The following is a 24,991-nucleotide window of genomic DNA, read 5'->3' on the forward strand; positions in this document are numbered from 1 at the left end:
CTCGGATATTTCGAACAGCGGCAGAAATACAAACGATGCTCATCGTTGGGGGTCGTCAACTTCCGGTTGAATAGCGTCGTGGTGCCATTGCCGGCTCGGCCGGTGACCGTTACGAGCTAAGGGCTGAACGAGGCTCGCGGCTCACTACCGCGTACGCATGCTCGGTCGCGCGAAGCAGTCCGGTGCGCGCCAGGTTCGTTTGCCTCAGTGTTCATCGCCGTCCCGAGTTCGTTAACTCACTGTTCATGTAGAACGATACTGCCCGGCCCGGCCGGGGGCGGCTTCCTCGGCGCGAGAAGTGCACCCGGAGCGAGGTTTTCGGTCGGTCGCGCGTTGCGGGACGCTGATGGTCCCGTCGACCAGTGTGGGTGAAAAGTGCTGTGGCGCTGCGTTTTATCGATCTTTCCCGGCATCGCGCCCGTTCGTCCGAACTTCACGGACTTCCCACGTTTGGGATGTAGGCCGAATCGAGCCGCTGCCGGCGTCCCAGTGCAGCTGCCGCCGCTCATCGCACGCTGACCGTGCGGGAATGCCACCCCGTCGCGCCGTCCGGCATCGGTGGGCGGCGTTGAGCGGGCTGGGTGGTTGCGGTGGTGTCGGTGGCGCGGACGCGGAGGGTGTGGGTGCCCGGGGTGGCCTGCCAGCGGTAGGTCCATTGGCGCCAGGTGTCGGGGAGTATTCGGTGGTCAGGTCGGCGGCGTGCCAGGGGCCGTCGTCGACCTGGATCGCCAGAAACCTCCGCCGCGCCAATCGAGTAGCACCCGAGAGATTTGGATCAACCGGAACCTTTGCGCTGCTGGGTGATTCCGCACTGTCTACGTCGTGACGCTCCGGCGCCTCCCGTTGGCCCTGCGTATCGCGTCCTCCGTGGGGGAGCATTAGCCGCAGGACGATCAGCCCCGCCAGCACACCGGCGGCGGTCGGAATCGCGCACCACCACTGCGCATCCGGACGACGCAGTGCCGCGGCGCTGATCGCGATACCCAGCACGACGAATACCGCACTGCCGATGCGACGGCGACGTTCCAGCACGCCGCAGAGCGCGGCAAGCACCACCATCGCCGCGCCCATGGCAGCGAACAGCACGTCCTTGTCGTGACTGCCGAACCGCCGGATCGCCTCTTCGCGCAGGTGCTGCGGTGTGTGGTCGACGACCGTCGCTCCGGCGGCGAAGAACGGCGAGGGGCGTGGGTCGAGGATCGCGCCCACGAGTTCGCCGATGCCCAGCACCGCCGCACCGGCCAGTATCCCGGCGAGCGCGGCGGCGGCGAATCCGAGCGTGCCGCACCGCGCGGTGAGCTCGCGCGTCCCCGTATCGGTCATGATCTCCTCGATTCCCGTGGGATGAGGAATTCGTGACGCCGGACCGCGCGGACGGCGCCGCATCAGCGCGTTCCTGCATGCATGGGAAGAGGTTCGACATGCCCAGCGTGCCGGATGGGTGTGACTTGCGCGGTGCTTTCCGGAGCGCTCAGGCGGGCGGCATCAGCACGGTGTCGATCAGGTAGACCGTCGCATTCGCGGTCTTCACCCCACCGCAGACGACCGACGCGTCGCCGACCTTGAGGGTGTCACCGGAACGGGTCACCGTCACCGTGCCGCCCTCGACCGTCTTGTGCTCACTGGCGATGGCGTCGGGTGCGATCTGCCCCGGCACCACGTGGTAGGTCAGGATCTTGGTGAGGGTGGCGCTGTCGGTCTTCAGGCTGTCGACCGTGGCCGGCGGCAGTTTCGCGAACGCGTCGTCGGTGGGCGCGAAGACGGTGAACTGGCCGCCGTTCAGGGTGTCGACCAGGTTGACCTGCGGGTTCAGCTTCCCGGACACCGCTGCCGTGAGCGTGGTCAGCATCGGATTGTGTGCGGCGGCGGTCGCCACCGGATCCTGTGCCATCCCCTCGACCGACCCCGGGCCCGTGGGCACCTGCTCGGCATAAGCCTTGCAGCCGAGGCCGAAGAACAGGCCGACACCCCCAGCAGCGCCGCGGTCGAAACCAGCGCCGCGGTGACGACGGCGCGCTTCATACTTCTCATCGTTCATCGCTTTCTTTTCGGACGACACGGCGGTCGCATATCTCGTCGTGGGCGATGAGAAGTTCGCGTTGTCCGGACCTGCGGATGGGACGAATATCGTCCCGGCTCGCTGTGCGGCTGCGAGCGCGCGAACACGGGTTACTAGGCTGACCGCCGTGCTGCTTTCCGATCGCGACATTCGTGCCGAGCTGGCCGCCGGGCGGCTCGGGCTGGAACCGTTCGACGAGAAATTGGTTCAGCCGTCGAGTATCGATGTGCGGCTGGATCGAATGTTCCGGGTGTTCAACAACACTCGATACACCCATATCGATCCCGCGCAACGCCAGGACGAGCTGACCACTCTGGTCGAACCCGACCAGGGTGAGCCGTTCGTGCTGCATCCGGGCGAATTCGTCCTCGGTTCGACGCTCGAGGTCTGCACCCTGCCCGACGATCTGGCCGGACGCCTGGAGGGTAAATCGAGCCTCGGTCGGCTCGGCCTGCTCACCCATTCCACGGCGGGATTCATCGACCCGGGTTTCAGCGGTCACATCACGCTGGAGTTGTCGAATGTGGCGAATCTGCCGATCACGCTGTGGCCGGGGATGAAGATCGGCCAGTTGTGCCTGTTCCGCCTGAGCAGCCCCTCGGAACACCCGTACGGCAGCGCGGCGGCCGGCTCGAAATATCAGGGTCAGCGTGGACCGACGCCCTCGCGGGCATATATGAATTTTCCGCTGCCGCAGGATTCGATCCCGCAGCCCGCGGAGTCCTGATCGGCACGTCGAAGCCGGCGCGGGCCGCAGAAGGCCGCGCCGGCTCGGCATCCGGTCAGCTCGGAGGCAGCACGTGCGCGCCCGACTTGTCCGTCGACAGCGCCAGTGAGCTGATGTATTGGATTTCGCCCTCCGGCCCCGGAACCGCGGAGGCGATCATGTCGGGCCGTTCGAAGTCCATTCCGGTGACGTGGCAGGTGAGGGTTTCACCGGAGGGGTTGCCGTGTTCGTCGAACATGTCCAGCTCGATTCCGTCGTCGCCGCGGCGCAGGTAGTACTTGCCCTTGGTGAGGACGGCGGTGAGCGGGGTGGCGACGAAGGCGATCACCACGGCGACGATCGGCGAATACGGCTTCAACGCCGCGCCGAACACGCCGAAGAAGGTCATGATCGACAACACCGCCGACAGCCCGAAGCCGGCCAGGCCGACGGGATTGAAGTTGTAGAGCATGCCGCGCCGGAATTCGGGCTGTTTGGGCGAGAGCTTCAACAGATACTTGTTGACCGCGATATCCGTTGCGACGGTGACGATCCACGCGATACCGCAGTTGGCGTAGAAGCCGAGGATGTCGTTGAGGAAGTCGAACATATTGGCTTCCATCAGGATCAGCGCGATCGCCAGATTCACCCCGAGGAATACCAGCCGGCCCGGATAGGTCTTCGTCACGCGGGTGAACGAGTTGGTCCACGCCAGCGAACCCGAATAGGCGTTGGTCACATTGATTTTGATCTGTGAGATGACCACCAGCACCACCGCGAGCGTCATCGCCAGCCAGGACGGAACCATATCGCGGTAGATTTCCAGGAACTGATGCACCGGCTGGTTCGCGATGTCCTGTGCCCCCGGCAGATTCGCGATCAGATAGACCGCGAGGAACAGGCCGACGACCTGTTTGACGGCGCCGAAGATCACCCAGCCCGGCCCCGCCAGCAGCATCCAGCCCCACCATGTGCGCGCGTTCTCCGGGGTTTTCGGCGGCATGAACCGCAGATAATCGATCTGCTCGGCGATCTGGGCGATCAGTGACAGGCAGACACCGGCGGCCAGCAGCGCACCGGAAAGGCTCACGCCCGCACCGTCCTTACCGCCGTAGGCGAAGAACGAATCGATCGATTCGGGGTGGCGGATCAGCAGGAACGCGAACGGCAACACCATCAGCAGCAGCCACAGCGGCGTCGTCCACACCTGCAGCTTGGCCAGCGTATTCATGCCGTAGACGACCAGCGGGAAGATCAGCACCGTGGAGAGCAGATAACCCAGCCACAGCGGGATGTGCAGGCCCAGATTCAGGCCCTGCGCCATGATCGAACCCTCGGTGGCGAAGAAGATGAAGGTGAACGAGGCGAACACCAGGTTGGTGATCACCGAACCGTAGTAACCGAACCCACTGCCGCGGGTGATCAGGTCCAGATCGATGTTGTAGCGCGCGGCGTAGTAGGCCAGCGGAAATCCCGTGATCATGATGATGACCGCGAAGATTCCGATGCCCAGCAACGCGTTTCCGGTGCCGTTCGCGATGCCGATATTCGCGCCGATGGAGAAATCCGCGAGATAGGCGATGCCGCCCAGCGCGGAGACGCCGACCACGGCCGGACTCCATTTGCGATAGCTGCGGGGCGCGAAGCGCAGCGTGTAGTCCTCGAGGGTTTCCTTCGTCGCGGCGGCAGCGGTCGCCGGACGGGTTTGCACATCAACCACGATCTACTCCTCATCGTTCCCGCGCTCGGCGCGGCCTTTCGAGGGTGCAGGGCCGATGTGGTGGCCGTTTTGCCGCTCGGTTACCGCCGTGTAACGCCCCGCGACATGCGGTTTTGCGCTCCCCCTTTACCGTGGTGCATGACCTTTGACTCGACAGCGAAGGCGAACGACCCCGGTGCGGGCGCGGCGATCCGGCCCTCCGCGACCGACCGGATCCGCTCCTGGACGGCGCTGGTACTGGCCGCCGCACCCACCGCGGCGATCCTCACGGTGCTGCTGTACGGGCTCGGTCTGGCGATGGGCTTCGGCACCCTCGGCATCCTCGCCATCGCGTGGCTGGCGGTGTGTGCTCTCGCCGCGGTGGTGTGCTACCTGGGCGCCGAGCGGCGGTGGTTGTCGGCACGTTTCGGGGTGCGCGCGCCGACCTCCGCCGAGCGTCCCGCGCTGACGACGGCGTGGGAGCGGGTGGCCCGGCGGTCCGGCATCGCCTCCTCCGCGCATTCGCTGTGGATCCGGGAGAGCGAGCGTGAACTGCTGCTGCCCCGGCGGATGATCGCGGTCCCCGCCGCCGTGCTCGGTGCGCCCCCACGGCAACTCGAAGCGGTGCTGGCGCGTGAACTCGGCTATCGGTCCGAGGGCCGAGTGGCGGTGTGCCAGTTCGTCTTCCGATATTTCAACCTGCCGCTGGTGTGGCTGGAGCGGGTGTTGCTCTCGGGCCCGGCCGCGCTCGGAGCATGGCTGACGCGGCGGATGGCGCCACCGGCGGCGAGGATCTTCGGTATCGGCTGGAGTGCGGTCAGCCGGGTGCTGGTCGCCTGCCCGGTGATCGCGGCCACCACCGTCATCGTGGGACTTCCGGCCGCGCTGCTGCTGCGCATCGCTCCGGAGGTGGCGGCATGCGCACTCGTGCCGGTCGTGCGCCGCATCGACTACCGGGCCGACCGCGCCGCCGTCGACCTGGGTTACGGCACGGACCTCGGTGTGGCACTGCGGGAACGGCGGGCGGAATCCGACGACGCGGCGGCGCTGTACGCACTCTCGGTGTCGGCCTACGCGCCGCGGACCGCGGTGGACGAGCGCGTTCGCCACATCCGCGACCGCATGGACGAGCGGGTGCGCATCGCCGGTTACTCGGGGCCGGTGCTTCCGGAAAGTGGTGCGGCACAGAGATTTCCGGGCTCCGATCGGTGAGATGGCGGACCGGCCGGTGAGATCTTCGCCGGGCGGCGAGGCCCTGGCTGTGGAGCCGATGCAGGGATCGACCGGTTCAGCAGTCCTCGAATGCGGCTTTGACATATCCCGAGGACTGATACAGGTACTGGTAGGCCCACCGCGCGACACCGATGTGCGGATGCGCGTCGACGAGGAGAATCTCACCGCCCCAGCACCGGCCGAGTACATACCGCGCGCGGGAGATGTGCGGAGTGAAGGTCACCACGATCACGCGCCGCCAGTTCTCCCGGGCGGCGCGGGCGGCCAGTTCGCGTCCCTCGCCGCGCGTGGTGCGCGGTTCCGGGTCGAAGCAGCTCACGCGGAAGCTGTAGCCGCCGTGACAGATTCGATTGATCAGCGGGGAGTGGTCGTAGGGATCGGAGAACACGACCTGCGGTGCGTAACCGTCGTGGGCCAAGCGCAGCGCCAGCTCCTCGCGGCCGTCGTGGGCGCCGCCGAGGACCAGGATGGCATCGGCCGCGCGCGGGGCGTCGGTCCGCGGGCGCACGTACACCGGCCAGAGCGCCGCCACCGCGACGGCGAGCACGAGCACCACCCCCACCGCACCGCGCACCCACCATCGTTTTCGCACCCTGCGATGGTAGGTGGTCGGCGAATGCGCTGATCGGCGCCGGTTTCTCCCTGTACACCCACTGTTGCCTGCGCCCTCGCCTCGTGGACGCGGACCGGCCATACCCGCCGCGTATCAATCGACTATGCGTCTGACGGTATTCGGGACGGGATATCTGGGAGCCACCCATGCCGCCTGCATGGCCGAGCTCGGTCACGAGGTGCTGGGGGTGGATATCGACCCCGGCAAGGTGGCCAAATTGTCCGACGGCGTCGTGCCGTTCTACGAACCCGGTCTGGAGGCGGTGCTGCGCCGCAACCTCGATGCCGGGCGACTGCGCTTCACCACCTCCTACGAGGAGGCGGCCGCACACGCCGACGCCCATTTCCTCGGTGTCGGCACCCCGCAGAAGAAGGGCGAATACGGCGCGGACCTGAAATATGTGCATGCCGTGGCCGATTCGCTGGCGCCGCTGCTGGAGCGGCCGTCGGTGCTGATCGGCAAGTCGACGGTGCCCGTCGGCACGGCCGCGGAACTGGGCCGGCGGATGCGCGCCCGGGCCCGCACCGACGTCGAGGTCGCCTGGAATCCGGAATTCCTCCGGGAGGGGTTCGCGGTGCGCGACACCCTGCGGCCCGACCGGCTGGTCCTCGGCGTCGACGCCGAACGCGAGCGCGCCGAATGGGTGCGTGCGCAGGTGCGCGAGATCTACGCCGACCTGATCGCGGCGCAGGTGCCGTTCCTGCTCACCGACCTGGCCACCGCGGAACTGGTCAAGGTGTCGGCCAACGCGTTTCTGGCCACGAAGATCTCGTTCATCAACGCCGTCTCCGAGGTCTGCGAGGCGACCGGCGCCGATGTCACGATGCTGGCCGACGCGCTGGGCCACGACGCCCGTATCGGCCGGCGTTTCCTCAACGCCGGGCTCGGCTTCGGCGGCGGCTGCCTGCCCAAGGACATTCGCGCGTTCATGGCCCGCGCGGGGGAGCTCGGCGCCGATCACGCGGTCGCGTTCCTGCGTGAGGTCGACAACATCAATATGCGCCGGCGCACCAAGGTGGTCGATATGGCCGCCAAGGCGTGCGGCGGTTCGCTGCTGGGCGCCAACGTGGCGGTGCTGGGTGCGGCCTTCAAACCGGAATCCGACGATGTGCGCGATTCGCCCGCGCTGAACGTGGCCGGAATGATCCAGCTGCACGGCGCCGTGGTCACGGTCTACGACCCGAAAGCGCTGGAGAATTCCCGCCGCGTCTTCCCCACCCTGAACTACGCGACCTCGGTGGCGGAGGCGTGTGATCGAGCGGATGTGGTGCTGGTTCTCACGGAATGGGACGAGTTCACCGCACTCTCGCCGCGTGACCTCGAGCCGGTGGTGCGCGGGCGTTCCATCATCGACGGACGCAATTGTCTCGAGCGCGCCGAGTGGACCGCCGCGGGATGGGTGTACGCGGGACTCGGCACGTCGTAGGGTGGCGGGAGCCAGGTAGAGTGGCGGCGCCCTGCGGCATGCGCATCGGGCCCGCTCACGTCGGCCTGGGGACGCTCGTACGGCCCAGCGCAGGCCGTCGGGGGCGGCGGCCGGGGCATACCGGTCGTGAAGCGTGAAACGAGATGGGCGGCAGATGAGTTCGGTACTGGGAGTTTCGGTGGGGGCCGGCGCCATTCGCGTCGCGATCCCACATCCCGGTAACTCCGCCGAACGCTTCGTCTCCACCGCCTTCGACGTGCAGGCGATGCCTGTCACCGAACAGCAGGCCATGGACGAAGTGGCCGCCGAAACCGTCGGCGCCGTCTTCGGTTCCGCGCCCGGGATCGCCGCGACCGCGCTGGCCTATCGCAACGAACAGCATGCGCGCACGCTGCGCGGCGCCCTCGCGCGCCGTCAGCTCACCAACTACGAACTCGTGCCCGAGGTCGCGGCGGCGCGGGAATTCCTGCGCGCCACCGGTGAACTGCAGGGTTACCGCACGGTCGCGCTCTACGACCTCGGCAGTTCCGGGCTCTCGGTCAGCGTGATCGACGTCGAATCCGGAAAGGTGAGCCACAGCGAGCGCACCAGCGACATCAGCGGCGACTATCTGGATTCGCTGATCCGCGAACAGCAGATCGCCTCCGGCCGCATCGAACATCCGCCTACCGCACAGGGTTTGGCGGCCCTGGACGGCGTGTGCCGGCAGGCCAAGGAACAGCTGTCGAGCACCACGGCGGTCGCGGTTCCGTCCGAGCACGGCCTGGTGTTGTTGTCGCAGGAGAACTTCGAAGCGCTGATCATGCTCGCCGTCGAATCCTCGGCCCGCATGACCCGCGATGTAATGATGCGCTCCGAGCAGGCCGTGCAGGCGGTTTTCGTGATCGGTGGCTGTGCCCGGATCCCGCTGATCGCGCGCATTCTGGAGCGGTGGATGGGCATGCCGGTGCTGGTGCCCGCCGATCCGGAGACCGTGATCGTGCGCGGCGCGGCACTGCTCGCTCGCCCGGCCCAGGTCGCCGCACCCGCGCCGGTTCCGCAGGCGCCCGGGCCCGGATCCGCCGATGACACCGTGCAATTGGCGCCGGTGTGGTTGTCCGAGGACGCGTTGCGACGCGCCCGCAAACGGAACAAGGCGCGCGGCAAGAACGCACTGGGCGGCAAGGTCGGTGCCGTCGGCGCCGGTCGGCGCCGGGAGTTGAGCGTGGCCGGGGTGGCGGTCGGTGCGCTGGTCGTGGTCGCCGCGCTCGGGATCGGGCTCGGCTGGGGCCGATCGGTTCTCCGCGGTGATTCCCAGAGCAACACCTCCGCCTCGAGTTCGGTGCCCGCCGCGCCGCCCAGCGCCTCCGCGGGCCCCTCGGTCGCGCCGACCACCGATGCCACCAATGCCTCGGTGGCCGCACCCGCGCCGAACTGGCAGGCGCCGACCACCACGACCACGGCCCCGCCGCCGGGCCCGCCGACCATCGTCGTCCCGGGCCTGCCGCCGATCGTCGTGCCGACCATTCCGCCACTGCTGCCACCGTTCCCGCCGCGGCAGTAGGCCGTGTCGCCGACGGGATTAGCCTGTTCATCACCTGTCGGCAGGTCCGAGGAGTGTGCGAGATGCCCCCAGTTCAGGTCGCGGTCTGCGGGCCGCGCGACTGCACGGATGCCGAGGCCGACACCGCGCGGGAGGTCGGCCGGCTACTGGCTCGGGCCGGGGCGGTCGTGTTGTGCGGCGGCGGAACCGGGGTGATGGCGGCGGTCGCCGAGGGCGCGTCGGCCGAAGGCGGCCTGGTGATCGGCATACGGCCGGACACCGACCGAGCGGATGTATGTGAGGCACTCTCCGCCGTCGTGTTCACGAATATGGGAGAAGCGCGCAACGCGATTCTGGTCTCGTCGGCGGATGCCGTGATCGTGGTGGGCGGCTCCTGGGGAACGCTGTCGGAGCTGGCGCTCGCCAATCGCCGCGGGGGCGTGCCGGTGGTGTCGATCGGCGGATGGCAGATCCTCGATGCCGAGGGCCGAGCGGTCGAGGGAAGTCACCGGGCGGCGAATGCGGCCGACGCGGTCGCCTTCGCCGTGGCCGGTGCTCGCCCCGGCGTCTGACGCCCGGCTCAGGCGAAGATTTCGTCCAGTGTGGTCGCGGTGAGGATGCGAGCTGTCCAGGTGCGTACTTGCTCTGGGGTGCCCGCGTGGACGGTCTCGATGATGTGGGTGGGCAGTGAGTCGAATTTGACCGTGAGCAGTTCGATCAGTGCTTCGGCGCGTCCGCGTGCCTTCCCGCGTGCCTCCCCGCGGGCTTCTCCTTCGGCGCGGAGCCGTTCGGCGGTCGTCACGATTGCCTCCTTGGCTGGCGGTCCGAGCTGATCGACCAAGGGGAGCAGATCAGCTTCCGAGGTGTCGCTGACGGTCATCACGTAGGCGATGACGGCCTGGAACTGCGCCTTCCCCTCGGGGCCGAACGATGTAGATCCGGACCCGGAGCGCCCCGCGAGGAGACCGGCTCAGGCGAAGATTTCGTCCAGAGTGGTCGCGGTGAGGATGCGAGCTGTCCAGGTGCGTACTTGCTCTGGGGTGCCCGCGTGGACGGTCTCGATGATGTGAGTGGGCAGCGGGCGGAATTTGAGGGTGAGCAGTTCGATCAGTGCTTCGGCGCGGCCGCGTGCCTCCCCGCGAGCTTCGCCGCGAGCTTCGCCGCGAGCTTCGCCCTCTGCGCGGAGTCGTTCTGCTGTGGTCACGATTATCTCCTTCGCTGGTGGTCCGAGTTGATCGATCACGGGCACCAGATCGGCTTCGGCGGTGTCGCCGACTGTCATCACGTACGTCATCGCGGCCTGGAACTCAACTTTTCCGTCCGGGCCGGACAGTAGCGCGTGCAGATCGTCGATCAGGAAAATTATATCGGTACCGACGCCTGTCTCTCGTGGCGCGATCTTGTGCAGCGTGAGCATCACTCTGGTCGCGGGTGTGAGGTCGCGAGCCAGAAGTGCCGGCAGGTCGAGGGCAGCGACGTCGTCCAACAAGAATCGCAGCTGCGGTACATAAGGTTGCAACGCTTCCCGGGTGGATGGCTCGAGGTGGACGAGTTCGGCGACTTCTGTCGGAGCGTTCCAGCGGCGGCCGCTGTGGTTGTTGTGCACGACCAGGGGAATGACGACGGGCAAAGTGCGCTCCTCGGGCCGATGATTCCGGTGCTGGTTCCAAATGTTGACGACGTATTCCAAGATGCGGAGAGCCATGAAATGGTCACTGCGGCTTTGATGTTCGATCAGCAGGTAGATGTAGGCGGTACGGCCGTCGAGGCGAGTGCGGTAGAGCAGGTCGCTGTAGCGGGAGCGCAGGTCTGCGGAGACGAAGCTGCCGGACTGCAAACGTAGTGTGTCCCAGTCGATCCGGTCGACAATGGCCGCCGGAAGCGCTGCGCGGAGTTCGCACGCGGCATCGGCGGGGCGGCTCAGTACGCGCCGGAAGTAGGCGTCGTGCGGATTCGACGGGTCGGCGGGCATGGACGCGAAGCTACCTCGAGGCTACGACAGCCGGAGGGGGTTCCTTTGTAGACCATGCGCCCAATTGGCGTAACACGCCGAGCGCCGAAACAAGTTGTACAAGAACGACATTAAGAAACACGCCGGTTGGCGATGCTCAAGTCCTCGACCGTTTTCCGGAAGCCTTCACGGCATTGCGCGACTGGCAGGCTCAGGGAGCGATCACCATTGCCGAAACCGTCAGCAAGGGACTGGAATCCGCGCCGAGCGCATTGCGCGCCGTCTTCGAGGGCCGCAATCTCGGCAAGCAACTGGTCGAGGTCGCAGAGTCCTGACACATGCTGCGCGCAAAAACGCTCAGGCTCGGTCGAACGCGCCGCTTCTCGCCCCGCCGACGAAGGCATTCCATTCGCCGGGGGTGAAGATCAATGCGGGGCCGGTGGGGTTCTTGCTGTCGCGGACGCCGACCATGTCGTGGTCGAGGAAGGCGACCTCGACGCATTCCTTGGTTCCCGTGCTGCGAGTGCTCTTGAACCAACGCGCTCCCGATAGGTCAACCTTCACCCTGCATACTCCTCTGCAATCTTCAGAACGAGAGCCCGGCTCTCGGTGACGTCCAGCGCTACACGCAGGATGTCCACGCTCGCCCCACGATACAACTTGACCTCTTCCGGAGCCTCCAAATAAAGGTCGCCTGCGAAGCCTTCGACATACACCACGGGCGGTTCTGTCAGGTACGCCGTGGGGTGCGGTGGAAACTCCAGCATCACGAACGAGCCGACGAACAGACCTCGATACGTGCCGGCCGAGGACGGGACGACTCGCATCGAAACATTGGGCAACTGTGCGACATCGGCGAGATGGCATAGCTGGTCCGACATCAAGCTGCGACTGCCGGTTTCGCGACGCAAGGCCGACTCGTCTAGAAGGATTTCCATTGTCAGCGGATTGTCGGTACTCGTCAAACGCGTCTGGCGCTGCGTTGCGATCGCGACGGCGCGCTCCACATCCTCCCTCGGCATGTTCGGGTACTCGGACCAGATCAATTCTCGTCGGTATTCGGCGGTGTGAAGCAGGCCCGGGATGAAGGTGGTCTGGTAGCTCATGATGCGGTGTGCGGCATCTTCGAGTCCGACATACAAGCCGAAGGACTTCGGCAACGCGTCACTGAACGCATGCCACCAGCCTTTCGCTTTGCATTCTTCCGCAAGTGTCAGCAAGACGTTGGAGAGATCCGCTGTGGCGTTGTAGATCTCGCACAGTCGGCGGATGAACAGCGGGTTGAGTTTGACCGGTAAGCCGTTCTCCATCCTCCAGAACGTTTGCTTGCTCACGCCGATCTCATTGCGGGCGTTCTCTGCTGACACCCCGGCCGCGGCGCGCAGCTCGCGGAGCTGCCGGGCCAGCAAGCGGCGGGGAAGTGTGGAGCCAGTTGCCATCTTGGCTACTCCGAAGGGTCGGTAACGACTTGGGGACGTTTTGGAACCTCGGCGCCCACTCTGGAACCTGTGGGCCGATTTTGGAACCCGATCGAGATGCTCATCCTGGAACTTGCCCGATGAACTAGCTGAATCCTAATCCGGAACGTTCCACAACCGGAGCCGAAGTGGTGCACTGGTTTTCAGCGTTCGACAGGCGACGGGCGACTTCACCCGGATGGGCATCTACGCGCTCCGACGCTCGTCCAAGCCCTCTGAACGTCAGGACCTTTGTGTCACAGCCTGTCTGAGGCCCACGGCGACAAGATTTGGAAATGAGGTAGCGATGCAACCTGTGCTCAGAGACGTTCCCGCGGGCGGCGGGGGCGCCCCGGAGGCTTGGGCGATGATCTACCGGCGTGCGTTCGGGTTGGATGCCCAGGTGCAACCAGGCTCGGGACGACTGTTCGTACGTGCGGGAAAGACCGTGTCCGCCTTCACGATGCCCAGCACCCTGGGGCAGCAGGTGCGGGGGCGGCTGGTCGGTATGACCGGGTCGGCCGGGCCGATCGTCGGTCATCCGCGTTCGATGCGGTGGACCTTTCTCACGCTTCCCGCCGATGCCGATCTGACGGATCCGTTGCTGCACGCCGAGATGTTTCGGCACTACGTCGACATCGCCGGTGTGAATGCCGAGATCGCGCTGCCCTCTCCGGGATTTCTGCAGTCGGATGTGTACCGATTGTGGACCGACGCTCCCGTCGGCGATTACCGCCCGCTGGCGGGCGACGTACTCGCGGCCGTTCGGGAATGCGTTGCCGCACAGGGGATGCGGTGACATGGACCTGATGCTGATGGTCGGGTTGTGCTTCGGGATCGTATGCCTGGTTCGGGTTGCGGTCGGCGTGCGGCTTCCGGAAACGTGTCCGCGCCGGATGCCGTTGCCGGCCAGGCAATCCGACACCGTTCCGTTGCCGGTGGATGTTCGCGACATCAGGGAGCGCCTGGATCTCGAAGAACTCGGGTTGCGGTGGTGCCAGGATCGGTGCGGTGCCGGATGACGACCCGCATCACCGATGTGCGCGGGTTACGCGCGACGTGGCGGCACGGACGCGACGGCATCGAAATTATCGACTTACGCGGCGCATTCAGCGATGCCGAGGATTCTCTCCCGCCGGGCACCGATCTCGCCGCCGCGCGGGAGCTGCGTCCGGATCTGGGGGACCTGTGGGATGTGGTTCGCCGCGAATTCTGGGATCACTATCTCACCGCCCGCGTGGTCCGCGACGAGCCCGGGCGGAGTCGATGACGACGGAGCGCGACGATCGAGAGTTGTTCTCGCACTGGGCGATCGTCACCACCGGTGCGTCCTGCAGTATCCATGCGGGGGCGTGCCCGAGCGGCGTGTGGGGGCCCTATCCGCTGCGTGAAGCGGAGTACGTGGTCACGACCATCGCCCCGAGTCACAACCCGCACGTCGTTCCGTTCTGGACGCGCGGAGTGGGACCCGGGGACCACGGACGTACCGCGACGGATTCGGACCCCGCCACAACCGCCGGCGAGGACGCGAAGATCATCTCCCTGCAGTCCGATACGCGGAAGCGGCGGCGATGAACCCGCCTGCTCTCAGGCAGCCAGATCGGCCAGCTGCGGAAGTCGCGACACCAGCGCGTCGAGTTCCTCGCGCCAGCGACGATGCACGTTGAGGCGTTCGGGAGCTCCGGTGTGCGGCATGCGGTAGTACACCTTCGACCAGAGCGGGTTGATCTTCATCTCCATGAACATGGCCGTGCTTGGTACTCGCGCCTGCTACCCCGTGATCGAACCCGCCGCGATCCGGTGAGCCTTCAGCAGCTGACCGCCGTGGCGTTGTCGAGTGCATCGAGGGCGGCGAGTTCCGCGGTCAGTTTGGCGCGGATCGCGGCGATCGCGTCCCGGCCGATCGGCAGCCGCAGCGGCGGTGTGGGCGAGTCGACCGCCGCGATGATCTGTCGCGCGGCATCGTCGGGATCGCCGTAGACGCTGGGGTCCAGGGTGGACAGACGGTCGTAGGTCGCTGCGACGCTGGCGCCGTAGTCGGGATGGTCTACAGGCGTAAACCCCAGCGACGCAACGAAACCGGTCCCGAACATACCGGGCTCGACGATGGTCACATCGATGCCGAGATGGGCGACCTCCCGGAGCAGTCCTTCGTTCATGCCTTCGACCGCGAATTTCGTTGCGGCATAAAGCCCCAACCCCGGCGATGGTGCGGCCACACCGGCTACCGACGAGATCTGCACGAGGTGGCCACCCTTCTGCTCGCGCAATACCGGCAACGCGGCGCGCACCACGTTGAGCGACCCGAAGACGTTCGTCTCGAAGACCGCGCGCACTTCGCTGTCCGGAATCTCCTCCAGCGCACCGAAAACCCCGTAGCCGGCGTTGTTCACCACCACGTCGATCCGCCCGAAGGTCTGCTTCGCCTGCGCGATCGCCTGCCGGGACTGATCGGCGTCGGTGACGTCCAGCGGAGTGATCACGATCTGCCCGGGATGTTCGGCCGCCAATTCGCGCAAGCCGTGTGCCCGCTCCGGGGCGCGGGCCGTCGCTGCGACCCGGACCCCGGCGGACGCGAGGGCGCGAGTCAGCGCGAATCCGAATCCGGAGGAGGCCCCTGTTATCAGCCACACCTTGTCTGTTGCCATTTGTATGCCCTCATCTGCGATTAATTAGGATACTGCTCGTATCGTATCCAAAACGGTAGACTTGCGCCATGGTCGAGGTGAAACAGTCGCGCGGTCCGGGCCGGCCGCGCAGTGAGCGATCGAGGCGCGCGGTGCTCACGGCGGCCCGCGACCTGCTGACCGACCGCGGTCTGCCGGGCCTGAGTGTCGACGAGATCGCCACCCACGCGGGGGTCAGCAAGAACACCATCTACCGCTGGTGGCCCACCAAGGCGGCCGTGCTGATGGACGCGTTCACCGACGCCTTCGCCGACCGGATGAGCGTTCCCGCCGAGGGCGACGCCCTGACTCGTCTGCGCACCACGGTCCGCCGGGTGGCGACTCTGATGAGCGATCCCGATGCCCGGCGTCCGTTCGTGGCCCTGGTCGCCGCCGCGCAGCACGATCCGGAATTGGCTGCGGCGCTGCGGGATCGGTTCATCGCCGGGCGGCGAGCGGAGGTGGGTGAGCTCTTCGCCGAGGCCCGATCCACCGGCCGCCTTCCCGCCGGCTTCGACCCGGACACTGCCATCGATCTGATCTACGGCGCTCTCTACTACCGGCTGCTGGTCAGCGGGGAGAGCGTCGACGCCGGCTATGCGGACCGAATTCTCACCGCCATGGGGCTGCTTCCGGACTGACGGACCGTAGGCGAATTCGTGGTCCGCGCTTCGATGTGAGCGCCGACGGTCGCGTCCGATTAGCGCCAGCACCGTCCGGAACCGATTCCTAGCGTCGTCTTCATGGACAACGACCTGCTGATTCACACCCGTGATCCGATTCTGCGCCCAGCCGTCGTCGGATTGATGACGGTGGCGGCCGGGCTCGGCACCGCGACCATGTACGTCCTGCAGCCGGGGATCGCCGCGGTGGCGGGATCGCTGCACGCGTCGGTCGCGGAAATGGGAACCGCGCTGGCGTGTGGGCCGGTCGGCTATCTGCTCGGGCTCGCCCTCCTGGTTCCGCTGGTGGACCGGCACCCACCTCGGACGGTGGTTTCGCTGCAGTTCGCCGCGCTCGCCGCGGCATCGGCGATCGGCGCCGTGGTCGGCGCGGTGTGGTTGCTCGGCCCGGTGATCGGCCTGATCGGTGCCGCATCCTCGGTGGGAGCCCAGATGAGTTCCGTAGCAGGACGTTTCGCGGACCCGAGCCGTCGTGCGACGGTGCTCGGGACGGTCACGGCCGGGATCTCGGCCGGAATCCTGGCCGGACGAATCGTCGGCGGTTGGCTCACCGACCTCATCGGCTGGCGGGGCATGCTGCTCGTCTTCGCGGCGGCGTGCGTGGTGCTCGCGGCGGCGACCCGTGTGGTGTTGCCCGCCGCGACCGCCACGGCCGGCTCCGGGTATCTGACGATGCTGCGGGGGCTGCCGGGACTGTTCACCCGGTATCCGTTGCTTCGGTCGGCGGCCGCACGCGGCACGTTGTGGTTCTTCGCGTTCTGCACGGTGTGGGCCGGTCTCGCGGCGGCGTTGTCGCAGCCGCCGTTCTCCTACTCGTCCGAGCGAATCGGCTTGTACGCGTTCGTCGGACTGGCCGGTGTCGCCGCGACCCGCATCGCGGGAGCGTGGACGGATCGGGTCGGGGCGCGTCGCGTGATCCTGGTGGGTCTCGTCCTCGCCGGGACGGCCGCGGTGATACTCGCTGTGGCACTGCCGCATACGGTGCTCGCCCTCGTCTGCCTCGGGCTGTTCGACGCGGGCCTGTTCGCGGCGCAGGTCGCCAATCAGAGCGCGGTGCTGGCCATCGACCCGGGCTCACCCGCGCGGTTCAACAGCGCCTACATGGTGGTGTACTTCGTCGGGGGCAGCGCCGGCACCGCCTTCGGCGCGGCCGCGGTGAGCTGGTTCGGCTGGGCCGCCACCGCGGTGATCGCGGCCCTCGCGATCGTGGTCGCGGGCGTGATGACCACCGGCGATCATCGGCGAGCGAAACCGTTCGGCGTCGTGGGCACGGCCGGGGCGAAGCAGCGGGCGCCGTCGAACGTTCGTCGGACCGGTAGCCCCTGAAGGAAGAGGCGAGCCGGCAGGCGGCGATCACTGCCGATGCTGCGAACGGGCCCACCGTGCACCGAGTGGGAACCTCATGCGGCGCAGCGTTATTCGGCTATCCGGTCATTTCCGTCGGATCGGGAAACGGCACCGTTCACTCGCTCATTCCTCGTAACCTGTTGTGGGCCAGGCAGATCGGTTTCGAGGCTGGGGGTCGTTCCGCGGGTGGCGGTCCGCTTCCGGTCGCGGCGGACGGGTGGGCCAGCTCGGCCGGGGATCGTCGTGGGGGCGGCCGGACGGCACGCGCCGGTGGCCGCCGGTGGGCTCTCCGGTTCGGCCGTCGATGCGCCGGTGGCTGCCGGTGTCGGTTCGGCGATCGTCGATGCGACGGTGGCTGCCGGTGTCGGTCCGGCGGTCGTCGACGCGGCGTTGGCCCCCGGTCGCATCGGGCGAAGGGGCGGTGCGGCGACGGGTGGGCGGCTCGCCCGGACGTCCTTCGACGCGGCGATGACTGCCCGTATTCGGTCCGCCGCGGTGGTCGGTGTGGTCGTGACCGGCCCTGGTCTCCCGGCCGTCTGCGCGCCGGCGGCTCCCCGCGTTCTCGCCCCGCGCGGCGACGCGGCGGTGGCTGCCGGTCGTTTCGGTGGCGCTCTCGGCGCGGCGGCCGGCAGAGACGCGGCGGGGTTCGGCTTCGGGCTCGTAGTCGTCGAAGTCGGCGCCCCGGCCGAAGGGGCGGGCCAGCAGGACCGCGATGGCGGTGGTCAGGGGAACCGACAGGGCGAGGCAGATGCCGCCGACCGCGGAGCGGGTGATCTCGATGGCCACCGCGTCACCGGTCAGCACGTCGCGAATGGAGCGACCGGCCACGGAGAACATCAGCAGCAGCGGGAGCGCCCCGCCGGCGTAGGCCAGGACCAGCGTGTACACCGTACTGGCGATGTGGTCGCGGCCGACGCGCATGGCGGCCGCGAAAACCTCACGCCGCGTCGCCTCTTCGTCGAGTGCGGCGAGTTCGAAGGCGGCCGAGGCCTGGGTGATGGTGACGTCGTTGAGCACACCGAGGGAACCGATGATGAAGCCGGCGAGCAGCAGGCCGGTGATGCTGACGTGCTGGATGTAGGTCGCGACGTTGGTGTTCTGCTCCTCGGACAATCCGGTCAGATTCGTCACCTCCAGCGCGACCCAGGACAGCACCGCCGCGAGCACCATCGCGCTGAGCGTGCCGAGCAGCGCCGAACTGGTTCGCAGGTTGACGCCGTGCGCCAGATACAGGACCGCGTAGAGGATCAGAGCCCCCGATACGAGGGCGACCGGCAGCGCCGGTTTCCCGTCGAGCAGCGCGGGCAGCAGGAATACGACCAGCACCCCGAACGCGAACACCAGGCCGAGCACCGCCCGCAATCCGCGCCACCGCGCCACCACCACGATCACCGCCACGAAGGCGAGGGTGATCAGCAACAGCGGCATTCCGCGCGAATAGTCGTCGAAGGAATAGATGGTGGTTCCGCTCGGATCGTCCTGGCGAACCAGCCGAATACGGTCTCCGGCGTGCAAATCCGGTTGTCCCGGTCCCGGCGCGATTTCGAGCAGCGTACGGCTGCCCTTGTTCGGTCCCGACTCGATCGAGACCAGGCTGCGCTGGCAGGTGTAGGAATTCGTCGGCGGCGGTTGCGGGGTATCGGGAAACGCGCGCCCGTTCGACGGACTCCCGCACGGCCCCATATCCTGCATCGCCACCGTGCCGGCCTCGGTCTGCACCGCCCCACCGCCACCGTTCTGCATCGGCAACGGAATATCCACATGCTGCCGGCTGGGCCACAACCAGATCATGGCGATGACGACGATCACCCCGATCGCGGTGAGCACCCCCACCACCACCCGAGCCGCCGTAGCCCCGATGGCAAGAGGCCCGGAATGGTCATGGTGGTGATGATGATGCTCGCTCACCGCAGCGAGCTTAAAGGAACTTATTTTCAACAGCAGCCTGTACCGCCTCTCCGCGTATTTTGGCCGGATTCAGGCGCGTGTACAGGAGCGTCGGCGGCCGTCAGCAAGGATCGAGGCGAGTTAGCCCGTCCCCCACGAGTTACCCATGTTCACCAGAAACCAGTGGTGCGGCCGTACGCCTGATCACGCAAGAACATGGGTAACTCACCGGGCACGGGCCAACGGGACCAATCGACTCCCCGCCGCCCGCCAACGCAAAGAACCCCGCACTCGAGCCAGGCCAAAATACCCGGAGAGGCGGGGGAGTGCGGGCGGCGGAGAGCAGGGGGATGTCTCCGCCGCCCGAAAGGGATCCGACGGCCCAGGGGGGTAGGCGGTCGAATCCAGGGCCGAGCGGCCCAGGGGGGGTAGGCGGCTCGGCCGGGCACTGTGAGTGCCGAGGACTACTGTACACAAAAGTTCGAAGTTTGCGCCAGTAAAGTCTTCAAAAACCTACTTTTCCAAACTCCCGGTTTGTTTTGCCTCGCGCCGTCCCCGGCTACTGGCGATAGCTGGAGAGGAAGTTGCCGAAGCGCTCGATCGCCACGGCCAGATCCCGGGCCCACGGCAGCGTCACGATGCGCAGGTGGTCGTGCTGCGGCCAGTTGAAACCGGTGCCCTGCACCATCAGGATCTTCTCCTGAAGCAACAGGTCGAGCACCAATTTCCCGTCGTCGTGGATTTCGTGGACCTCGGGGTCCAGCCGCGGGAACGCGTACAGCGCGCCCTTCGGCTTCACGCACGAGACGCCGGGGATCATATTGAGCTTCTCCCAGGCCACATCGCGCTGCTCGAGCAGCCGCCCGCCGGGCAGGATCAGATCCTCGATGCTCTGGTAGCCGCCGAGCGCCACCTGAATCGCGTGCTGAGCGGGCACGTTCGGGCACAGCCGGGTGGAGGCCAGCAGGTCGATGCCCTCGAGGAATCCGGCCGCGTGTTCCTTGGGACCGGTGATGACCAGCCAGCCGGACCGGTATCCGGCGACGCGATACGCCTTGGAGAGCCCGTTGAAGGTGAGGCACAGCAGGTCGGGAGCCAGGCTGGCGAGCGAGATGTGCTTGGTGTCGTCGTAGAGGATCTTGTCGTAGATCTCGTCGGCGAGCAGCAGCAGCTGATGTTTGCGAGCGAGGTCCACCAGCTGCTGCAACACCTCCGACGAGTACACCGCGCCGGTGGGATTGTTCGGGTTGATCACCAGCAGGGCCTTGGTCTTGTCGGTGATCTTGGATTCGATATCGGCCACGTCGGGCTGCCAGCCGTTGGACTCGTCGCACAGGTAATGCACGGCGGTGCCGCCGGCCAGGCTGGTCATGGCGGTCCACAGCGGATAGTCCGGTGCGGGGATGAGCACCTCGTCGCCGCTGTCGAGCAGCGCCTGCATCGTCATCGTGATCAGTTCGGAGACGCCGTTGCCCAGATAGACGTCGTCCACATCGAACTCGGGGAAGCCGGGGACCAGTTCGTACCGGGTCACGATCGCGCGGCGCGCGGGCAGAATGCCCTTGGATTCGGAGTAGCCCTGCGCGTACGGCAGCGCGGCGATCATGTCGCGCATGATCACATCGGGCGCGTCGAAACCGAACGGCGCCGGGTTGCCGATGTTCAGCTTCAGGATGCGATGGCCCTCGGCCTCCAGTCGTGCCGCATGTGCGTGCACCGGCCCACGGATTTCGTAGAGAACGTTCTGGAGCTTCAGGGACTGTTCCAGAATCCTGGGCGGCTGATGCGGTGACTGACTGGTAGGGCTCACCTGTTCAATGGTGCCACCGCCCCGCAACCACATATCCGAGGCATCGCCACCCCGCCGTAACAGCGTTGTGCCGGTCACACCCGGGCCGGTGCGCCCGCCGTTCAGGTGGACGGATTGACCGGCAGCATCCCGGTGGCGACCGTGGTACCGCAGAACTCCTCGATCCGTTCGTCCAGGCGGCGCGCCTCGACCGCGTCGCGGAAGCGAGGGGTGGCGATGCGACGGCGTAATCCGGTGAGTCGTTCCTCGAGTTGCGCGATGCGGCGATCCTCGGAGAGTTCGAGTACCGGGCTCAGTGCGTCGCCGGCGCCGTCGAGACTGCCGTTGATCAGCTGGGCCGCCGCGTTGTCGACCCGCGCGAGTGCCTCGGCTCCGTACGACCGCTGTTCGCGCGGGCCACCGCTGTACAACTCGATGGTGCGCTGGGTTTCCGCCAGTGCCGGCTCGGCCTGGCCGAGATGGATGTAGGTGGCGCCCGCGTAGTAATGACTCTTGGCCTCCGGAAAGCCGAAGACACCGCCGGTTTCGTCGTGCAGTTCGTCGGTGCCGGTGCCCGCGCGTGCGGCCTCGGCGGCGCGGATGCAGCGTTCGGCGTCCGCGGCGCTGCCGAGTTTGGACCAGATGCGCGCCTCGATGTTGTGCAGCCGCACCTTCGCGGTCACGGAATCCGCGTACTGCTGACCGTTCTGGGCCAGTGCCACCGCCCGGCGCGGCCGCTCGGACCAGTATTCGATCAGCGCCTGCATACCGCGCGTCCACGCGCGTAATCCGTTGTGGCCGCACAGTTCCGCATAGGCCCAGGCCGCGCGGGCCTGTTCCCCGGCGGCGTCGAGATGTCCGAGATCGGTACTGGCGTTGGCCAGCAGACCCGACAGCGTTCCGGCCAGCAGATACAAATGGCTTGTGTCCGCGGGCTTCTGGTGGCCTTCGAGCAGCCGGTACACCCGCCGGCGCACCCGCAGCATCTCCACCATCATCGGAACCGGCGGCACGTGGACATACTCTCTGGCGATGCGGGTGGCATCGGCGTCGAGCTGTTCCAGGGCGGAGGCGCCGACATTACTCGCCTCGGCGCGACCGGCGTGCTCGCTGGCTTCGTGGGCAGCCGCCATGATCAGATCCCTCTCCGAAATCTCGGCTAACGCATCACCTCTCATCGCACCTGCGTCTACGAGGGCCAAAAGTTCCGCGTCGCTCGAATATTTGCTGTGCGTCGAATGGCCTTGACGCACCCCGAATTCCGGTTCCGGCCGATCGATGACGGGCTGATCGATCATGGCCGCGAACCGTGCCCGCACGACTTCGTCGGACCTGGCGAGTGATGTGTCCAGCGCGGCCTGGTTGACCGGGCGCGGATGCACCCGGGCACCGCCTGCCTCCCATTTCGACACCAGGCGTTCGTGCACACCGAGATGGGCCGCGAACTCCCTGATGCTCATGCGTTTGGCATCGCGGAGGGCACGGGCTTCCTTACCTGACCACTGCCGGACCACGATGTCATCCCTTCCGCGCGAACTGGTCTCCAGAGTACGAGCGGACGGTGACCACGGCCACATCCGAAATCGAGCTGGTACAGGGGAATTGGCTGGTCCCGGCGGTTTGGGCAGTGAAAGGGCAGTGCAGGGCGCGCGTGGGGGCGTTTCGGAGACGTCGCAGTGGCGGGAGCCTTGAAGATATCGAGGGAGTCGCCGTGAAGGTCGGGAAACTGTGAACGTCGAGAAGCTCAGAACCGCCGACGACTGGGTGATGTTCTATCGGCATCACGCCGGTCTGACATGTATCCAGCGTGGAGGATTCGTCACGCTGCCGGTGACCGGCGCCGTCGGTGTCGTGCACATGCCGGCCGACCGCGCCGAAGCGGTGTGCCGATCCCTGACCGAACACGGCGGGTGCGGGCCGGTGCTGGCCCGGCGCGTGCGCTGGAGCTTCCTCGTATCCCCCGACGGCCGGCCCGATGCGCAGGTCGCGGAGATTCTGCAGCGTCTCGATATCGGCATCCCGGCCGTCGGCGGCGAGATCATGATGCCCACCAGCCTGGGCCGATGGACCCGCGAGGGGTGTCACTGGATTGTGGCGCCGGGGTCCGGCCTGGAACTTCCACCCCTTTCGATAGTCGTCACGACGGCGCTGGCGGTGGGAAGAGGCGGCGAGGACTGAACCCGCAGACCGGTCCTCGCCGCTGCCGATCCGGGTCCGCCTCGTTTGCCTGTCGGGGGCGGACCCGGATTCGGGACGCGGATGCGAAAATCAGATCCGGAACGTACCTTCTTCAGATTTGGCCCATTTGTGACATGAAGACGTTTAAGATTGCCGGATGAAGCTCCAGCGCCTTACCGCGATATCCGCATTGGTCGTCGGCGCCGTCACCGCCGGAACCACTGCCGCGCACGCCGACCCGGCCGCCGCGCCCCAGCCGGCGGTGATCAAGTACTCCATGAGGCTCGTCGACAAGACCGTGGTGACCACCCTGCAGGGGGGCACCTTCCGGATCGCCGCGGACGGCAAGTCCTACGCCATCACCGATCCGCACGGCGCGACCGTGGTCTCACTGCCGACCGAGGTGCGCGTCGCCGGGACCGAGGTGCCGGTGAAACCGGTGGTCAACAGCGACGGGACCGTCCTCGAGTTGACGCCGCAGCGCACCGTCACCGTCGATAAGCCGGTCACCGTCCAGCCGATCGCCTCGCCGCTGGAGAACCATCGCGCGATGAACGATTTCGAAACCAATTTCGGTGTCGCGACCGCCGTCGGCACCTTCCTGGGTACCGCTGTCGGCGCCATCGTCGGCGGTGTCACCGGCTGCATCCTGGGGTTGCCGCTGCTGGGTGTGGGATGCATTCCGGCCGCGGTCGCCGGCGCCGGCATCGGCGGCATCCTGGGCACGATCGCGATCGGCGGCCCCGCGCTGGCGATCACCGGATTGGACATGATCGGCACGCTCTCGGCCGCGCCGGGCACGACCAAGTGGGCCGACGACAAGTAGGTCCGGCTCCGGAGGACCGCGGTCGAGCTGTGCCGCAACTCGATTCGCGGCACAGCGCATTGTGGGAGCCCCCAGCACTGGGGGCTCCTGCGCCGGTGGGACTGCGCGTAACATCGACCCGCTTGTGTGGCCGAAAGTGGTGAGCTCGAAGCGAATTCACCGCAAACCCGCAGGCGTGACGGCGCTCGTCGAGGGGGCGGGCGCCGAGATCCGATGACGGAATGGAACTATCGATGAATCTCCGCAGCCTCACCGCGGCCTCCGCGCTGACCATCGGCGCACTGACCGCCGGGCTGACCACCGCCCACGCCGACCCGGCTCCCACGCCGGAGCAGACCGGGGTCAGGTACTCGGTCAAACTCGTGGACAAAACGGTCGTGACGACCTTGCAAGGGGGGACCTTCCGGCTGGCGCAGGACGAGAAGTCCTACTCCGTCACCGATTCCCACGGTGTCACCGTCGTCTCGCTGCCCACCGATGTGCGCGTCGACGACGTCGCCGTTCCGGTGAAGCCCGTGGTGAAGAACGACGGCACCGTCCTCGAACTGACGCCGCAGAAGACGATGACCACCGACCATCCGGTCGCCGTCCAGCCGATCGCGTCGCCGCTCGAGAACCAGCGCGCGATGAACGACTTCTCCACCCAGTTCGGACTCGCCACGGCCGTGGGCGGATTCGTCGGCACCGCGATCGGCGTCGTGGTCGGCGGAATCACCGGCTGCATCCTGGGCCTGCCGCTGCTCGGTGTGGGCTGCATTCCCGCCGCGATCGCCGGCGCCGGTGTCGGCGGCATCCTCGGCACCATCGTCGTCGGTGGCCCGGCACTCGGCATCGCGGGTCTGGACCTGATCAACACCCTGCAGGCCGCCCCCGGAACCAGCAAGTGGGCCAAGGACTCCGCGGGCAACTAGGGAGTTACGCCATCGAAGGCCGGTCGCTCGAGCAGCGG

The 24,991-nt window shown here is 67.1% G+C and carries 26 protein-coding genes and 1 pseudogene; 14 read left to right on the forward strand and 13 right to left on the reverse strand.

What is annotated here, in order from left to right:
• Positions 1-393 precede the first annotated feature (393 nt).
• Positions 394-1,323 (reverse strand): hypothetical protein, encoded by a 930-nt coding sequence (locus tag NA3_RS39370; RefSeq protein WP_308189597.1) that lies wholly within the window; start codon positions 1,321-1,323, stop codon positions 394-396.
• A gap of 148 nt (positions 1,324-1,471) precedes the next feature.
• The gene (locus tag NA3_RS30945) at positions 1,472-2,038 is read right to left on the reverse strand and encodes a fasciclin domain-containing protein (RefSeq protein ID WP_084492021.1); all 567 of its coding nucleotides are present in this window, start codon (positions 2,036-2,038) and stop codon (positions 1,472-1,474) included.
• Between the two features lie 148 nt (positions 2,039-2,186).
• Here NA3_RS30945 and dcd point away from each other — a divergent pair, with 148 nt between their 5' ends.
• Positions 2,187-2,786: a dCTP deaminase gene (gene dcd / locus NA3_RS30950; protein WP_030514292.1), complete on the forward strand. Its 600-nt coding sequence runs from the start codon at positions 2,187-2,189 to the stop codon at positions 2,784-2,786.
• A gap of 55 nt (positions 2,787-2,841) precedes the next feature.
• Here the strand turns inward: dcd and NA3_RS30955 are convergent, their stop codons facing one another.
• A complete protein-coding gene (locus tag NA3_RS30955; protein WP_227995592.1) occupies positions 2,842-4,485 on the reverse strand; it encodes a purine-cytosine permease family protein in 1,644 nt (547 codons plus the stop codon).
• A 138-nt stretch (positions 4,486-4,623) separates the two neighbouring features.
• Here NA3_RS30955 and NA3_RS30960 point away from each other — a divergent pair, with 138 nt between their 5' ends.
• Positions 4,624-5,676, forward strand: a complete 1,053-nt coding sequence (locus NA3_RS30960) for a M48 family metalloprotease (protein ID WP_062967715.1) — start codon at positions 4,624-4,626, stop codon at positions 5,674-5,676.
• Between the two features lie 76 nt (positions 5,677-5,752).
• Here NA3_RS30960 and NA3_RS30965 read toward each other — a convergent pair whose 3' ends face one another.
• Positions 5,753-6,289: a YdcF family protein gene (locus NA3_RS30965; protein WP_062967716.1), complete on the reverse strand. Its 537-nt coding sequence runs from the start codon at positions 6,287-6,289 to the stop codon at positions 5,753-5,755.
• 124 nt (positions 6,290-6,413) lie between these two features.
• On the opposite strand from NA3_RS30965, the gene NA3_RS30970 reads away from it, so the two are divergent.
• The 3 genes from NA3_RS30970 (at position 6,414) to NA3_RS30980 (ending at position 9,830) form a co-directional block, all read left to right on the forward strand.
• Positions 6,414-7,736 (forward strand): UDP-glucose dehydrogenase family protein, encoded by a 1,323-nt coding sequence (locus NA3_RS30970; protein ID WP_030514296.1) that lies wholly within the window; start codon positions 6,414-6,416, stop codon positions 7,734-7,736.
• Positions 7,737-7,890: 154 nt separating this feature from the next.
• Positions 7,891-9,279 carry a DUF7159 family protein gene (locus tag NA3_RS30975; RefSeq protein ID WP_063917833.1) on the forward strand — a complete coding sequence of 463 codons (1,389 nt, stop codon included), beginning with the start codon at positions 7,891-7,893 and terminating at the stop codon, positions 9,277-9,279.
• A gap of 62 nt (positions 9,280-9,341) precedes the next feature.
• On the forward strand, positions 9,342-9,830 hold the full coding sequence (locus tag NA3_RS30980) for a TIGR00725 family protein (RefSeq protein WP_062967718.1): 489 nt from the start codon (positions 9,342-9,344) through the stop codon (positions 9,828-9,830).
• Positions 9,831-9,838: 8 nt separating this feature from the next.
• On the opposite strand, the gene NA3_RS30985 is transcribed toward NA3_RS30980, so the two are convergent.
• Together NA3_RS30985 and NA3_RS30990 are read right to left on the reverse strand one after the other, a co-directional pair.
• Positions 9,839-10,060: a hypothetical protein gene (locus NA3_RS30985; RefSeq protein WP_128145618.1), complete on the reverse strand. Its 222-nt coding sequence runs from the start codon at positions 10,058-10,060 to the stop codon at positions 9,839-9,841.
• Positions 10,061-10,228: 168 nt separating this feature from the next.
• The gene (locus NA3_RS30990; RefSeq protein ID WP_062967722.1) at positions 10,229-11,230 is read right to left on the reverse strand and encodes an Rpn family recombination-promoting nuclease/putative transposase; all 1,002 of its coding nucleotides are present in this window, start codon (positions 11,228-11,230) and stop codon (positions 10,229-10,231) included.
• A gap of 173 nt (positions 11,231-11,403) precedes the next feature.
• On the opposite strand from NA3_RS30990, the gene NA3_RS37250 reads away from it, so the two are divergent.
• Positions 11,404-11,544: a hypothetical protein gene (locus NA3_RS37250; RefSeq protein WP_157126612.1), complete on the forward strand. Its 141-nt coding sequence runs from the start codon at positions 11,404-11,406 to the stop codon at positions 11,542-11,544.
• Between the two features lie 22 nt (positions 11,545-11,566).
• Here the strand turns inward: NA3_RS37250 and NA3_RS30995 are convergent, their stop codons facing one another.
• Both NA3_RS30995 and NA3_RS31000 read right to left on the reverse strand, forming a co-directional pair.
• Positions 11,567-11,773, reverse strand: coding sequence for a DUF397 domain-containing protein (locus NA3_RS30995; protein WP_062967724.1), 207 nt, complete (start codon positions 11,771-11,773; stop codon positions 11,567-11,569).
• Positions 11,770-12,648: a helix-turn-helix domain-containing protein gene (locus tag NA3_RS31000; RefSeq protein ID WP_062967726.1), complete on the reverse strand. Its 879-nt coding sequence runs from the start codon at positions 12,646-12,648 to the stop codon at positions 11,770-11,772. Before NA3_RS31000 ends, NA3_RS30995 begins: the two co-directional genes overlap by 4 nt.
• Positions 12,649-12,973: 325 nt before the next feature.
• Between NA3_RS31000 and NA3_RS31005 the strand changes: the two genes are divergently transcribed.
• The 3 genes from NA3_RS31005 to NA3_RS31020 all read left to right on the forward strand — a co-directional run bounded on the left by NA3_RS31005 (position 12,974) and on the right by NA3_RS31020 (position 14,241).
• Positions 12,974-13,465 carry a hypothetical protein gene (locus NA3_RS31005; protein ID WP_227995591.1) on the forward strand — a complete coding sequence of 164 codons (492 nt, stop codon included), beginning with the start codon at positions 12,974-12,976 and terminating at the stop codon, positions 13,463-13,465.
• A gap of 219 nt (positions 13,466-13,684) precedes the next feature.
• Positions 13,685-13,936, forward strand: a complete 252-nt coding sequence (locus NA3_RS31015; protein ID WP_062967732.1) for a hypothetical protein — start codon at positions 13,685-13,687, stop codon at positions 13,934-13,936.
• Complete coding sequence (locus NA3_RS31020; protein WP_062967734.1) at positions 13,933-14,241, forward strand: hypothetical protein; 309 nt, start codon at positions 13,933-13,935, stop codon at positions 14,239-14,241. Before NA3_RS31015 ends, NA3_RS31020 begins: the two co-directional genes overlap by 4 nt.
• 12 nt (positions 14,242-14,253) lie before the next feature.
• Here the strand turns inward: NA3_RS31020 and NA3_RS37255 are convergent, their stop codons facing one another.
• Both NA3_RS37255 and NA3_RS31025 read right to left on the reverse strand, forming a co-directional pair.
• A complete protein-coding gene (locus NA3_RS37255; RefSeq protein ID WP_157126613.1) occupies positions 14,254-14,412 on the reverse strand; it encodes a hypothetical protein in 159 nt (52 codons plus the stop codon).
• Positions 14,413-14,474: 62 nt separating this feature from the next.
• Positions 14,475-15,314: an SDR family NAD(P)-dependent oxidoreductase gene (locus tag NA3_RS31025; protein WP_062967736.1), complete on the reverse strand. Its 840-nt coding sequence runs from the start codon at positions 15,312-15,314 to the stop codon at positions 14,475-14,477.
• Between the two features lie 68 nt (positions 15,315-15,382).
• On the opposite strand from NA3_RS31025, the gene NA3_RS31030 reads away from it, so the two are divergent.
• Entirely contained in the window at positions 15,383-15,973 is a 591-nt protein-coding gene (locus NA3_RS31030; protein ID WP_062967738.1) for a TetR/AcrR family transcriptional regulator, read from the forward strand.
• Between the two features lie 102 nt (positions 15,974-16,075).
• A complete protein-coding gene (locus NA3_RS31035) occupies positions 16,076-17,341 on the forward strand; it encodes an MFS transporter (protein WP_084492023.1) in 1,266 nt (421 codons plus the stop codon).
• A 705-nt stretch (positions 17,342-18,046) separates the two neighbouring features.
• On the opposite strand, the pseudogene NA3_RS31040 reads toward NA3_RS31035, so the two are convergent.
• The 3 genes and pseudogenes from NA3_RS31040 to NA3_RS31050 all read right to left on the reverse strand — a co-directional run.
• Positions 18,047-19,270 (reverse strand): annotated as a pseudogene (locus NA3_RS31040) (YibE/F family protein); the annotation flags it as partial.
• 538 nt (positions 19,271-19,808) lie between these two features.
• Positions 19,809-21,092: a pyridoxal phosphate-dependent aminotransferase gene (locus tag NA3_RS31045; protein ID WP_062967741.1), complete on the reverse strand. Its 1,284-nt coding sequence runs from the start codon at positions 21,090-21,092 to the stop codon at positions 19,809-19,811.
• 68 nt (positions 21,093-21,160) lie between these two features.
• A complete protein-coding gene (locus tag NA3_RS31050; RefSeq protein WP_084492024.1) occupies positions 21,161-22,498 on the reverse strand; it encodes an NsdA family TPR-like regulatory protein in 1,338 nt (445 codons plus the stop codon).
• Positions 22,499-22,766: 268 nt separating this feature from the next.
• Here NA3_RS31050 and NA3_RS31055 point away from each other — a divergent pair, with 268 nt between their 5' ends.
• From NA3_RS31055 to NA3_RS31065, 3 genes are all read left to right on the forward strand, one after another.
• Entirely contained in the window at positions 22,767-23,216 is a 450-nt protein-coding gene (locus NA3_RS31055) for a hypothetical protein (RefSeq protein ID WP_062967743.1), read from the forward strand.
• Between the two features lie 157 nt (positions 23,217-23,373).
• Positions 23,374-24,042, forward strand: a complete 669-nt coding sequence (locus tag NA3_RS31060) for a DUF8020 domain-containing protein (RefSeq protein WP_062967745.1) — start codon at positions 23,374-23,376, stop codon at positions 24,040-24,042.
• Between the two features lie 233 nt (positions 24,043-24,275).
• The gene (locus NA3_RS31065; RefSeq protein WP_062967854.1) at positions 24,276-24,953 is read left to right on the forward strand and encodes a DUF8020 domain-containing protein; all 678 of its coding nucleotides are present in this window, start codon (positions 24,276-24,278) and stop codon (positions 24,951-24,953) included.
• Positions 24,954-24,991 lie beyond the last annotated feature (38 nt).

It is taken from the genome of Nocardia africana NBRC 100379 (genome assembly GCF_001612635.1).
In the GTDB taxonomy this organism is placed as follows: domain Bacteria; phylum Actinomycetota; class Actinomycetes; order Mycobacteriales; family Mycobacteriaceae; genus Nocardia; species Nocardia africana.